General features: G+C 41.3%; 7 protein-coding genes. 3 read left to right on the top strand and 4 right to left on the bottom strand.

The window, feature by feature from the left end; all coding sequences use genetic code 11:
* Window positions 1-6 precede the first annotated feature (6 nt).
* The 4 genes from ACZ1GV_RS00370 to ACZ1GV_RS00385 all read right to left on the bottom strand — a co-directional run bounded on the left by ACZ1GV_RS00370 (window position 7) and on the right by ACZ1GV_RS00385 (window position 6,940).
* Window positions 7-2,976, bottom strand: a complete 2,970-nt coding sequence (locus ACZ1GV_RS00370; RefSeq protein ID WP_472674748.1) for a TonB-dependent receptor — start codon at window positions 2,974-2,976, stop codon at window positions 7-9.
* 244 nt (window positions 2,977-3,220) lie between these two features.
* Window positions 3,221-4,222 carry a LacI family DNA-binding transcriptional regulator gene (locus ACZ1GV_RS00375; RefSeq protein ID WP_472674749.1) on the bottom strand — a complete coding sequence of 334 codons (1,002 nt, stop codon included), beginning with the start codon at window positions 4,220-4,222 and terminating at the stop codon, window positions 3,221-3,223.
* A 17-nt stretch (window positions 4,223-4,239) separates the two neighbouring features.
* Window positions 4,240-5,574, bottom strand: a complete 1,335-nt coding sequence (locus tag ACZ1GV_RS00380; RefSeq protein WP_472674750.1) for a glycoside-pentoside-hexuronide (GPH):cation symporter — start codon at window positions 5,572-5,574, stop codon at window positions 4,240-4,242.
* Window positions 5,575-5,608: 34 nt separating this feature from the next.
* On the bottom strand, window positions 5,609-6,940 hold the full coding sequence (locus ACZ1GV_RS00385) for a GH1 family beta-glucosidase (RefSeq protein ID WP_472674751.1): 1,332 nt from the start codon (window positions 6,938-6,940) through the stop codon (window positions 5,609-5,611).
* Window positions 6,941-7,161: 221 nt separating this feature from the next.
* Between ACZ1GV_RS00385 and ACZ1GV_RS00390 the strand changes: the two genes are divergently transcribed.
* The 3 genes from ACZ1GV_RS00390 (at window position 7,162) to ACZ1GV_RS00400 (ending at window position 13,983) form a co-directional block, all read left to right on the top strand.
* Window positions 7,162-8,421, top strand: a complete 1,260-nt coding sequence (locus ACZ1GV_RS00390; RefSeq protein WP_472674752.1) for a sugar MFS transporter — start codon at window positions 7,162-7,164, stop codon at window positions 8,419-8,421.
* Between the two features lie 19 nt (window positions 8,422-8,440).
* Complete coding sequence (locus ACZ1GV_RS00395; protein ID WP_472674753.1) at window positions 8,441-11,002, top strand: glycoside hydrolase family 3 N-terminal domain-containing protein; 2,562 nt, start codon at window positions 8,441-8,443, stop codon at window positions 11,000-11,002.
* Window positions 11,003-11,088: 86 nt separating this feature from the next.
* Window positions 11,089-13,983 (top strand): family 16 glycosylhydrolase, encoded by a 2,895-nt coding sequence (locus ACZ1GV_RS00400; RefSeq protein ID WP_472674754.1) that lies wholly within the window; start codon window positions 11,089-11,091, stop codon window positions 13,981-13,983.
* Window positions 13,984-14,043 lie beyond the last annotated feature (60 nt).

Genomic DNA, 14,043 nt, shown 5'->3' on the forward strand with positions numbered 1-14,043 from the left:
TAACTTTTAGAAGCTATAACGTGCACCTATGTTATATCGAGCACCATATTGAGCGCCATTTAAGAATTGCTCTTCATAACGAACGAATACGCGTCGAGTTTCTTCTGTAATATTTAACCCTTCTACAAAGACGGTTAAATCCTCAGTTACTTGATAGTTAACGTTAATGTCTAATTGACCATACGCTTCGGTAAAGATTGGTGATTGATGCTGATCAACCCCTGCGTAAAACTCATCACGCCAGTTGTATGAAATACGAACTGACAAGCCGTCTTTATCATAGATACCTGATAAGTTTGCTGAGTTACTCATGCCTTGTAATGCAGCTTGTATCTCAATTGAGTCAGGATCAACTTCCACATCGCCGTTAACAAATGTTGCGTTAGCTTGAACACCATAACCCGACTCACCAAACATATGTTGAACAGCTAGTTCAAAACCATATAGGCTCTTTTCAGCGAGGTTAACGTCACGTGTAACAAAGAAAGTTGCTAGCGGATCATCTGCGTTTGCAGTTATCGCAGTGCCTACATCAGTACCTTGGTTAACATTGATACGGTCATGAATGGCTTGGTCAGACGGCTGAATGTTTTCAGCTATCAACTCTGCGCGAGCTTGCTCGGCACGAGGGCCAATAAACGGGTCACGTAAACCCTCGATTTGTTCTTGCGTTGTTTGTGATGCTAAGAAGTTATCAACGGTTTTGTGGAAATAACCAATTGAAGCATAACTACCTTCTTCGTAATAATATTCAAACGACACATCAAAGTTATCGGCTAAATATGGATCTAACTCTGGATTACCAACTGATACTTTGCGTTGACCAACTTTAGGGTTACCAAGGAAGTTTTTAGTAGAGCCTAATGCGCCAATGGCTGGACGTGTTAATGAACGAGAGTATGAGAAGCGCGCTATCATGTCTTCTTGTACTTCCATGCTTAAGTCTAAGCTAGGCAAGAACTCTTTGGTTTCACCGTTACCGTCTGAAAATGTTTGATCGGTAGCAAACACATATTGCCATTCGTTACCGTTAATCCATTCCATTTGAATGGCAGGGCGTTCTAAACCATTTGAGTTGACTTCTGTTTGCTCATAGCGAGCGCCAGCAATAACATCAAGAATACGGTCACCAATTTCAAAACTCATGCTTGCTTGTGCATATAATGAGGTTGTAATTTCTTCTACACGGCTGTCGCCGTCAATACCGCCAGCGCTAAACTTACCGTTAAGCTCTGCTGGCCAACCCGCATTAAAGATATCTGGCGCGATAGGATCATCAATAGTTTCATAAATGTTTAATACTTGATCAAAATCGGCTGTGACGTAGTAATCAATCGGTTTTTGTCCAGCGTTTGAAAAGCCATCTAACAGATTTTCAATACCAACACGAGTAAACATGTTGTCTGGGAAGTGAACGGCAGACCAGTTCCACCAACCCGCCGGTAACTGACCAGAATAGGCATTGGTTGAACGGAAGTTCATTTTGGTATGAGCTGCACCAAAGTCAACAGAGTTTACAAAACCATTACCTTGATTAACCCAAGTCCCTTTTAATTGAATTTGTGTTGTTTCATTTTCACTGTAATTGTTGGTTACGGCACCAAACAGTGAGCCCATGTCTGCGCCGGTTAATTCACTTTGTGGATTGCCATTGCCGTCAACTAAGTTCAAGCCCCAAAGCGGAATGCCGCTCGACTCGAAGGTACTAAATTTATTAGCGATATTGGCTGTACTTGGACCGAAATCATCACCAGCGTCTCCACAGAATCCGCAGAAAGTATTACCGATAATTAGGAATGCATCGTTACCAAGGCCAGCGCCTTGAGCAACTGCAGATGAGTCGTGCGCGTCTAATTCTAATTTTACAGCATCGTTAACTTGCCATGTTAAGTTTAGGCCTAATGATTTATTTTCATTTTCAGACTCAGCGCGGCTTAAGTTTGTCGCATAGTCGCCGCCAATCTCATTAACGTTAGTGTAAGTACCGTTTTCGTTAATGGTGGCGCTAGAAACGTTGCCGCCGTTATTAAACCAAACACCAAAACCGTTTCGGTTTGATTCAAAGTCTAATTTTGAATAAGTGTAATCAACGGTTGCCGTAATATCATCATTTGGCGCATATTGCAGAACAAGCTGGCCGTTTGTTCTAGTACGTTCGTTGTCATTAATTGAATAACCAGAGTTTTGTGGGTACCAAGTAGTGCCATCAGCGCGTTGGTTATTGTCAGTGAGTTGTAGATTTGGCGAGCCACTGATATTTACGTCAGGGATCCAGTTATCTACCGCTGCGCTTTGCTCGCGGTTATTTCGTTCTTGGTGAGACAAAGATAAAAGCACACCGAATTTATCGTCGTTAAACGTATTGCTAATTAAACCTGAAAACTCTGGCGTTACGTCATCGCCAGTTTCATTAGATGTTTCAATTACACCTTTAACACCTACAGAGCCTTTAAATCCAGGGTTATTTAATGGACGTGCAGTTAGCATGTTAACAGTTGCGCCAATACCACCACTTGGTAAGTCAGCACGAGTAGTTTTATATACTTCAACTGAACTTACGCCTTCGGTGGCAATGTTGGCAAAGTCATATGAACGACCGCCAACTGTAGGCATTTGACGTCCATTTAACGTTACGAGGTTAAACTCTGGTCCCATGCCTCGAACAGTGATGCGGCTACCTTCGTTGTTTGAACGGTCGATAGATACACCAGTTATACGTTGTAGTGATTCAGCAAGGTTTGTATCAGGGAATTTACCAATGTCTTCTGAAGTGATCGCATCAACAACACCACGGGATGAACGTTTAACGTCCATCGATTTAATCATACTGCCGCGAATGCCTTTAACTTGAATGACTTCTAGTTTTTCTTTTGCTTTCTCTTCATCTGCTGCAATCGCTTGTCCTGCAAACGCGCCAGAGATAATGAGTGAAATACTGCTCGCAAGCAGTGTTTTATTAAATTGTTTGGTCTTCATGGTATTTCCCCAATGTTGAACCGTGATGATATTGAGTTTATTTGCGATCTTGTTTCTAACAAGTTTTTATTTTTATTTTCTATAAAATAATGTAAGCGCTTACAATTTTAGTTCAAAAAAAACCAAAGGTGCAAGTTTGGTTTTTGTAAGCGCTTACAGAAGGTAAGTGAAAATGACAATCAGGTCAACAAAAATTGGCAGTGTTGTACGATAATTAGTCTAAATTTGATCTTAACTAGTTGTATTACTTATGTTCTAAACAAGAGTCTCGGACAATCAACTTTGGCGTAAAACTACTTTTAAGGTTCGCTTGTTTGGTCTTATAGGTTTCATCAAGCACTTTTTTTGCAGCCATTTGTCCCATCAATTGTACCGGATATTCGACGGTTGTGAGTTTCGGGTATAGATACTCAGCGTAGATTATATTGTCGAATCCAATCACCGAAAGTTGTGACGGTACATCAATACCTAACTCACGTGACATCGACATAACGCCACTTGCCATTTCGTCGTTACCACAAACAACTGCTGAAAAGGGGATCTGCTTCGCCGCTAACACTTCAATACCTACTCGACCGCCATCTTGTTGAAAGTTACCTTCGTAGATGAGATCTGGGTTTTGTGAAAGCTGAGCTTCTGCGAGAGCTCGGTTGTGGCCAAGCAAGCGATCTTGCGCATCACTTTTCCATAATGGACCAGAAATGTAAGCAAAATCTTTATGACCTCGCTCAATAAGTGATTTAGTTGCTAAATATCCACCTTCTTCATTGTCTAGGCAAATACACCTATCTTCTAACCCTTTAACCAGTCGGTTAATGATTATTAGAGGCGTTTTTTGTTGACTTAGATTAAGCAAATACTGGTCTGATAAAGCTTCGGTATGGAGAATAAGCGCATCACAATTTCGTTTAATTAAAAACTCAATGCTTTCTTTTTCAGTTGCTTCGTCGGAGTGGCCAGAGGCAATTATAGTGTGCTTACCGGCTGCGCGTAATTCATTTTCAATACCGCTCATCATAGCGCCGAAGAAGGGGCCGTGAAGTTCTGATACTAGTAAGCCAACGCTGTTTGAGCGATTTGAGGCAAGTGATTGGGCGATTGAGTTTGGTCGGTAACCTAACTCTTCCATGGCTGCGACGACTTTGGCTTTTGTTTTATCACTTACTCTGGCATTCTTATTAACAACGCGAGAAACCGTTGCTAAAGAAACACCAGCTAGTTCAGAAACCTGATATATCGTTGCCATTTGTAATTACTGCTCCATTATATTGCCGTAGAATTTTGTTTTAAAATATCGTGGATTTCACTAACTTTTTTATCGGTAAGCGTATACCAGTGCATGACAGCGGCTGCTAAAAATGAACCCAACGAGGACAGAACAGTAAAACACAATAATATTCCATGCAACGTAAATTCTGAATGAACTTGACCAGCCTCGTATTCATAGTATGACAGCAACCAGCCAGCAGCTGCACCGCCAATAGCAATACCTAGCTTTATAAAAAATACGATTGACGAATAAATCATGCCATTTAGTTGGGTACCGGTTTTCCACTCGCCATATTCAGAGGTGTCTGCCATTTTTGCCCAAAGCAAAGGGGTAGCCATTTGTAATACAAAGTTCCAGAGAATATAAGCGACAAATGCGAGGGTAATTTGATTGGGCTCGATCCAATAACTAGCTACGCAAATAAGAGCAGCGAGCACTTGCAGGCTGATGTAGGCTTTTACTTTACAAACTTTTTTTGCCAATTTACTTGATAACGAACAGCCAATAATACTGGCTATCATGCCACTAGTGATAAAAAGTGTGACTAAATCCGGGCTCGCTAAATAATAACTAACGTAATAGATGGCTAACGACGCGCGTAATACTTGTCCACTCAATAAAAATACGCCAACCGCAGACAACACTCGCCATTGATCATTCTTTAGTAAGTTTTTAAAGTCTTGTATTACTGTTCGGTTGTTTTGTTTTGGGGCTGGGACACGCTCTTTAGTTCCTAAAAAACACAAAATAAATAAAACAACGCCAAGTAGTCCCATAACCGCCATGGTTTTAGAGTATCCGGTAGCCAAATCACCTTGGCCAAAATATTCCACTAATGGCAATGTACCACCAGCAATTAATAAACCGCCCAACATGCCAAATACAAAACGATAAGATTGAATGGATACCCGCTGCGACGGATCATTAGTCAGTGCACTTGCTAGTGCCGAATAAGGGATATTGATGGCGGTGTAGACTAACATGAGTAGGGTGTAAGTAACGACGGCGTAGGCTAGTTTATAGTCGGCAAAAATATCAAATGAAGTGAAGGTGAGCAGACTTATTAAACCAAACGGGATAGCTAGCCAAATAAGATAAGGACGGTAGCGCCCCCAGCGAGTATGAGTTCGGTCTGACATCGCGCCCATTAATGGGTCAGTTATAGCGTCAATTAGCCGAACGAGTAAGAACATGGTGCCGACCACAGCAGGGGATAAACCGACTACATCGGTGTAGTAAACCAGTAGGAACATCATCACCGTTTGAAAAATGATATTACTAGCAGTATCACCTAATCCATAGGCGACTTTTTCTTTAATGCTTAACATGTGCTTACCCAATTATTGGTTAATTAGGTGATGATCAACGACTTTGTAAAAGTTGTCGGTATGCTTCACCACTATTTTTTATTGTTCTTTTTTGTGTTTTGAAGTCTACGTATACAATACCGAAACGCTTTTCATAGCCTTCTGCCCATTCAAAGTTATCCATTAAACTCCAGGCAAAATAACCGATTACGTTTACACCACTCGAAATAGCATTTTCCACCGCATTTAAATGCGTTTGAAAGTATTGTATACGGTCTTGATCGTCAACTTGACCATTTACTAAGCGGTCTTTCATGGCTGCGCCATTTTCTGTGATATACACAGGAGGAAGATCATACCGACTATTAATATCAGTCAAAATTTCAGTAAGGCCTTGAGGGTATAATTCCCATCCCATGTCTGTAAGTGGCAAAGTCTGGGCAGGACAAGCTTTAAAACCATTAACCGTGCAGGTTTGAAAAACTGAACGTGTATAATAGTTAATCCCTATATAATCTAGAGGTTGATTAATGACTTGTAAATCACCTTCAAGGATAAAGTCGTTGCCATTAGGTAACAACACAGTTAATAAGTCTGGGTACTGACCTTTTAATAATGGCATAAGGTACCAGTCGTTAAAGTAGTCGTGTGCCATTTTTGCCGCTTGTGTATCGGCTAAACTGTCGGTTTTGGGATAACAAGGACTTAAATTAACTACAACGCCGTTTTGGCTACTAGGACTTTGTTTTTGTAATACTTTCATCGCTAGGCCATGTGCAAGCATTAAATGATGGGCCGCTTTAATGCCATTTTCACGACCTGTTTTGCCAGGCGCATGAATGCCCGCTTCATATCCGAGATAGGCACTGCACCATGGCTCATTTAGCGTAGCGTAGGAATAAACATAGCCATTAAGGGCATCAATCATTACTTCTGTAAAACGCTGAAACTCAAACGCTGTTTGTCTGTTTAACCAACCGCCATTATCTTCCAAATATTGAGGTAAGTCCCAGTGATACAAAGTGACAAAAACCTTAATGCCTTTGTCATGGAGCGCTTTTACTAATGTTTTATAAAATGATAAGCCAGTTGTATTAATTGAACCGTCTTGTTTGATAACCCGAGGCCAAGAAATCGAGAGCCGATAAGCGTCAACATTTAGCGATTGAATAAGCTCTAAGTCTTGTTGCCAAAGGTTTATATGATCGCAGCCAGGTTCGCCATTAGATCCGTCTTTGATTGCAAAAGGCTTTTTACAAAAACGATCCCAAATATTTTCTTCTCGACCCTGAACATCGCCTTCAATTTGAAAAGAAGAAGTGGCGACGCCGAATATAAAACCCTTTGCTTTTAAAGGTGATTTGTTGTCTAACGTAAGAGTAGCCATACTGTAACAACGTCCTATTTTATCTAGCTTTCAGCGCATTTGGCGCGTTCAAAAATTAACCAGGAGTAAAAAAATACTATTGATTTAGAAACATTCTATGCTATAAATGTAAGCGCTTACAAGAAATAAAATAGATTTCTTAGCAAAGCAAAAAGACAGGTAAGGTTGACGAACCAATATAATTACAAGACGCTTTAAGCGTCGATTAGGACCAGTTAAATATGTCTACATCACAGGTTGAATCTAAAACATCAGGTGCTACTACAAACGAGCATTCCAATACTCGCTTTGCGTTAGTATCACTCACCTCTTTATTCTTTATGTGGGGATTTATTACATGTCTAAATGACATTCTAATTCCTTATCTTAAAAACTTATTCTCACTAAGTTACACCCAAGCAATGCTTATCCAGTTTTGCTTTTTTAGTGCTTATTTTCTTGTGTCCTTACCTGCCGGTAAATTGGTTGCCAAACTTGGGTATCAAAAAGGCATCGTTGTTGGTCTGCTCATCGCAGCGGTAGGTTGTGTTTTATTTTACCCTGCAGCTAGTTATCAAATTTACGAACTGTTTTTAGGGGCATTATTTGTTTTAGCGTCTGGCATTACTATATTGCAGGTGTCAGCAAATCCTTATGTTAGTGTACTGGGAGATCCAAAAACGTCGTCGTCACGATTGACCATGACACAGGCATTTAATGCGTTAGGTACAACTGTTGCACCATATTTCGGTGGCATTTTAATTTTAGGTGCAGCGGTAAATGAAGGCGCTAAATTAGGTGCTTCAGTCCAAGTCCCTTACTTGTTGCTGGCGTTAATGTTAGTGATTTTGGCTCTAATATTTGCGTTCTTAAAATTACCAAATGTTCAACAAGCTGAACAAGATAGCACTTCAAGCACAGTAGAAGATTTTAAAGAGGCGTTGAAACATAAGCACTTAGCTTTAGGTGCGTTAGGGATCTTCGTTTATGTTGGTGCAGAAGTGAGCATTGGTAGTTTATTGATTAACTATTTTGGTCTAGAGACAGTTGCGTCTTTAGAAGAAGCACAAGCCGCCAAATATATTACGTACTATTGGGGCGGTGCAATGGTGGGCCGCTTTATTGGTGCTGCAGTCATGCAAAAAATAGACGCCGGTAAAACCTTGGCGTTTAACGCAGTGATGGCTTGTTTATTAATTACTATTTCGATTATTAGCACTGGTGCGATCGCCATGTGGTCAATTTTGTTAGTTGGTTTATGTAACTCAATCATGTTCCCAACTATTTTCTCTTTAGCGCTTAAAAACTTAAAAGAATTTACCAGTCACGGTTCAGGTATTTTGTGTTTAGCTATAGTTGGTGGTGCCTTGTTGCCGCTGCTACAAGGTTTCTTAGCCGACACTATCGGATTAACCGCTTCGTTTGCTATGCCAATATTATGTTTTATTTACATTGCCTATTATGGCATCAAAGGTTGTCGCGTTGTCGACGAAACTCACTAGTCAGGGCGTGTGTAGACTCATGAATAATAAAGTTATATCACTCTTAACAATAGCCTCTGTTGGTTCGCTATTGGTCGCATGCGGTACAGATAACACGAACTTAGACACCGCAAGTTCGTCATCAGTATTGACCGCTGAACAGCAAAAGGCCGCTAAAATTTGGCCTAAGCTTGATATTCAAGTCAAACAAAATAGTGATGTTGAAAAACGCGTAGCTGACTTGTTAGCCCAAATGACGCTTGAGCAAAAAATCGCACAAATGATCCAGCCAGAAATTCGCGATATGACCGTTGAAGATATGCGTAAATACGGTTTTGGCTCATATCTAAACGGCGGCGGTGCGTTTCCAAACGATAATAAACAAGCGACGCCTCAAGACTGGGTAAATTTAGCGGAAAGTCTTTATCAAGCTTCAATTGATGACTCATTAGATGGTTCTTCAATTCCTACGATGTGGGGCACAGATGCAGTTCACGGTCACAATAACGTGGTTGGCGCGACATTATTTCCGCACAACATTGGTCTAGGTGCTGCAAATAATCCAGATCTTATAGAGGACATTGCTAATGCAACCGCTCAGGAAGTATTAGTTACCGGTATTGATTGGGTTTTTGCACCTACAGTAGCTGTGGTTCGAGATGATAGATGGGGAAGGACTTATGAATCTTACTCGGAAGATCCAGAAATCGTCCGTGCCTACTCTGCTTCCATAGTTTCTGGCTTACAAGGTGGTTCAGGCTCGGAATTCTTAGATGAAAAACATGTAATTAGTACGGTAAAACACTTTGTTGGAGATGGCGGTACAGTAGGTGGCGACGATCAAGGCAACAATATTGCCGATGAGCAAACCTTATTTGATATACATGCTCAAGGGTATGTTGGTGGTTTGACGGTAGGCGCACAATCTGTAATGGCCTCTTTTAATAGCTGGCATGGCGATAAAATTCATGGCAACAAATACCTGTTAACAACTGTGTTAAAAGACACCATGGGCTTTGATGGTTTTGTGGTTGGTGACTGGAATGGGCATGGTCAAATTAAAGGTTGCTCAAATGAGTCTTGCCCACAAGCAATTAACGCTGGTTTAGATATCTTTATGGCGCCAACGCAAAGTTGGAAGCCGCTTTATTACAACACAATTGAACAAGTAAAAACGGGTGTTATCCCAATGTCTCGCATTGACGATGCAGTTACTCGTATTCTTCGTGTCAAAGTACGTGCTGGTTTATTCGAAAAGCCAAGTCCTAAGGCAAGAGCGTTAGCGGGCAAAAATGACATCATAGGCCAACAAAGTCACCGGGCTATCGCACGTCAAGCGGTGCAGGAGTCACTAGTTTTATTGAAAAATAATAATAGTGTATTACCTTTAAACCCACAGCAAAATATTTTGGTTGCGGGCGACGCGGCACATAATATTGGCAAGCAGTCTGGTGGTTGGACAATTACTTGGCAAGGTACAGGTAATAAAAATAGCGACTTCCCAGGTGGTAGTTCTATTTATGATGGTATTAAGTCTGCGGTTGATTTAGCGGGCGGAACTGCGGAGCTAAGTATTGATGGTACTTATTCCAATAAACCCGACGTTGCTGTTGTGGTGTTTGGCGAAGAGCCTTACGCAGAAGGCAATGGCGATTTAGACAATTTAGAATATCAACGTCTTAACAAAACTGATTTGGCACTATTACAAAAGCTAAAAGCAGATGGCATTCCCGTGGTTTCAGTATTTATTACAGGTCGCCCTTTGTGGGTGAATGCAGAACTTAACGCATCAGATGCTTTTGTTGTTGCTTGGTTGCCAGGTTCTGAAGGGCAAGGTGTAGCGGATGTGCTAGTTGGAGATAAAGACGGTAAAGCGTTAATGGACTTTAAAGGTCGTTTGTCTTTTTCTTGGCCAGCAAATGCACAACAAGCAACGGTAAATGTTCATGATGAAGACTATGCGCCGTTATTTCCTTATGGTTACGGCTTAACTTATGACGCAGACACACAAGTACCTCAGCTAAATGAAGAAAGTGCTGTTGAGGTTGGTGAAATTAACGACTTAGTAATTATGCAGGGCACGATAAAAGCACCCATGAAACTCAAAATAGGTGTGGGCTCGGCAGCATTAGAAATGAATAGTAGTGTGTTAGAAAACAACACGGTTCACGTTCGAACCATCGACAAGGTGGTTCAAGAAGATGCACGTAAAGTCTCATTTAAAGGCAATGATACAGGGCGAGTAGCAATCGGCCATGCGTTTCCTACTGATTTGAGTAGTTACGTTGAAGGGAACGGTGTGCTTGTATTTAAAGCTTTGATTACTCAACCTTTAGCTGCGAATACCTTCAAGTTAGGTATGGACTGTGATTCTAACTGTAGTCAAGGTGTTGATTTGTCGTCCTTTGTTGATGTGAATCTGGCAAATCAATGGCAAACGGTAGAAATTCCATTGCAGTGTTTTGCTGAGAAAGGCACAAACTTAACAAAAGTATTTGAGCCTTTTGTAATACAAAGCAAAAGCGAGAGTAATTTGTCATTTGCTGATATATCAATAGCAGCAACGTCGAGTTCAACAAAAACAATCAATTGTAAAAAATAATAATAATTAATTAAATCAACAGGGCTGCTTGTAGTTATTTACACGGAAATAAATGTAAGCGGTTACATAATTGAGAGAACATAGATATGAGAAAGTTTAATTTGAAAAATACGGCGCTGTTATCAGCTACGTTGTTAGCGCTCGCGGGTTGCTCCGGTGAAGATGGTGTTTCTTCACGTGAAGTCCTTGAGTTTAATTCGGCACCTACTTTTACAAGTTCACCGCAGCTTGGTGTAAAGGCACAAAGTACGTTTAGTTTTCAGTTTAAAGCCGATGACGTAGACGCAGGCGATACGCTGACTTTTAGCGTAGGTGAACTTCCGGTTTGGATGTCGTTTGATGCGTCGACTAATACATTAAGTGGTGCGCCAGGTACATCTAATGTAGGTGTTCATACAGTTGAAGTTACGGTTACCGACGGTGCCTTAAAGCAAACACAACAGTTTGGTGTTTCAGTTACGCTACCAAAAGAAGTTGGAGCTTGGAATTTAGTTTGGAGCGATGAGTTTGATGGTACTGAACTTAATGACGCCAACTGGAATATTGAAACTGGTGACGGCTCTCAATACGGTTTAACAGGTTGGGGCAATAATGAGTTGGAGTGGTACCAAGCTGAAAATATCACCGTGAATGATGGTACATTAAAAATTACCGCAAAAGAGCAAGCAAGTAATGGCTACAACTATACATCTGGTCGCATGCGCAGTGATGAAAAGGTTGATGTTAAGTACGGTCGTATTGAAGCTCGTATTAAAGCGCCAGAAGGTCAAGGTTTGTGGTCAGCATTTTGGATGTTACCAACAGATAGCCAATACGGTGGCTGGGCTTCTGGTGGTGAAATTGACATTATGGAAATTGTTAGCCCGGTAGGTGCTGATAAACAAGAAGTTCATGGCACTATGCATTACGGTATGGCTTGGCCACTAAACAAAAGTGCTGGTGGTAAACATGAAATAAATGTTACGGACGAGTTTCACGTTTATGCAATAGAGTGGGAAAAAGACGAGATCCGCTGGTACGTTGATGATGTACATTTTGCTACCGTCCCTTCTGATACGTGGTGGAGCTATTATTATGAAAATCAAACAGAAGGTTACGCTTCCAATCCACAGGCACCATTTGACCAAGACTTTCATTTGTTACTTAACCTAGCGGTTGGCGGAAATTGGCCTGGCAGTCCAGATGAAGCAACGGTATTCCCGGCGACCTTAGAAGTGGATTATGTTCGCGTTTATGAATGTGACGCGAATACAGAAACAGGACAAGGCTGTGTAAGTAACGTGAGTACTGATGTTGAAGCGCCTGTTGCAGACTCGGTATTTGTTGAAAGTTACGACCTGTATATCGACGCACCTCAATCAATTACTTGGGACTTAGACTCTGAAGTTGCTGAAAGAGCACTTCAAGCCGGAGTTGCTTGGGACAATGAAGGTGCTATTACCTTGATGGAAACTGACATAGGTGGCGATCAAGGTACTGTTTTAGAAGTAACTACATCAAACATGGGCAACATAGCCATCAATGCGGTAGATTCAGGTGTGTTCAATTTGTTCGGTATGGGTAATTCAAACGAGCCGTGGAAATTGCATGCGGGTGAGCTAAAGCTAGATATGTATATTGATAGTGCAATAACGCCAGCAGATAGTGTTATCACTATTAAAATGGACAGTGGTTGGCCAAAACTAGGTTATAAGAGTTTTGTTGCTGGTGATTTACCTCAAGACGAATGGTTTAGCTTGTCAGTTCCAGTTAATGACTTAGTGGCAACACCGGGCGAGCAACCATTAAATACATCAGCCGTAATAAACTTATTTGTAGCTGAGTTTAGTGCTGCAGCGCATGTTATGTTCGATAATATTTCACTGGTATGTGGTCATAAAGACCAAGGCGGTTGTGGTATCAACCCTCCTGAAGTTGAAGTTCAAGGCGAACAAATTAATGTATTTGACGATGCAGTAAATGAAGAAATTTGGACAAATGGTTTAGGTGCTTGGGACTCGGCAACGGGTGCTGATTACTTTGACGGTGCAACATCGAATCACGTTACATGGGCAATTATCGATAGCGACGACGCTGAGCGCGGTAAAGTCATTGAAGTGTCGTACGGTTCAAATGGCGCAGACGGCTTACTTTATATTCAATCTGGTAGACCGGTTAACTTAGCTGATTTCTCTGAAGGTGCATTAGTATTTGATATTAAAGTGCTTGATTACGCCGATACAACTAGCGGTATCAGCTACAAAATTGACTGTATTTACCCATGTTCAACGGGCGACCAAGTGTTAGGTGTTGTTGGTGATGGTCAATGGGAAACAATTACAGTACCGGTTGCTGACTTGGTTAATCTTGGCTTAAACGTAAATTCGGTAAATACAGGTTTAGTTATTTACCCAACGTGGGGCGATCAACAAGGTGTAACACTTCAAGTTGATAACATTCGCTGGGAAAAAGAGTTAACAGGCGATTCAGGCACGCCAGATACACCAAGTGTTAATGGTGGCGTGATGATCTATGCGGATTCAGCAGACAGTAACTGGTCATTATGGGATTGTTGTGGCGGTGCTGTTTATGCAGAAGTGGCTGAAGATGGTCGAGGCAACGTTGCTCAGTTTACGTTTAATTCAACGCCAACTGTAGCCGGTGCTAAAGCACTAACGGCGCACGACGCTTCAAACCTAACAAATGGCACATTAGAATTTGACTTAAAAGTTGTAACTCAGCCTACCGATACAAGTGGTGACTGGTTGCTTAAAGTTGAAGGCATAAGCCAACAAGTATTTGCTGAGCTTGCCCTTTCAGAAAGCAACGAAGGAGTAGCGCCAGTTACAGGTGAATGGCAACATTACACTTTTGACTTAAGCGCTTTAGAAGCAGACGGTTTGAGCTTGTCATCGGTTAATATCATCATGATTTTCCCAACATGGGGAACTGGTGCCGGTGCGGTTTATCAGTTGGATAACTTAGTTATTCGAGGCGAGTAATTAAATATCATTAAGAAGTTGCAATCACTTCTTAATGATAAAAAATTGATACAAAAAAGC

The sequence above is a fragment of the Psychrosphaera sp. HA2-10 genome (assembly GCF_055693745.1).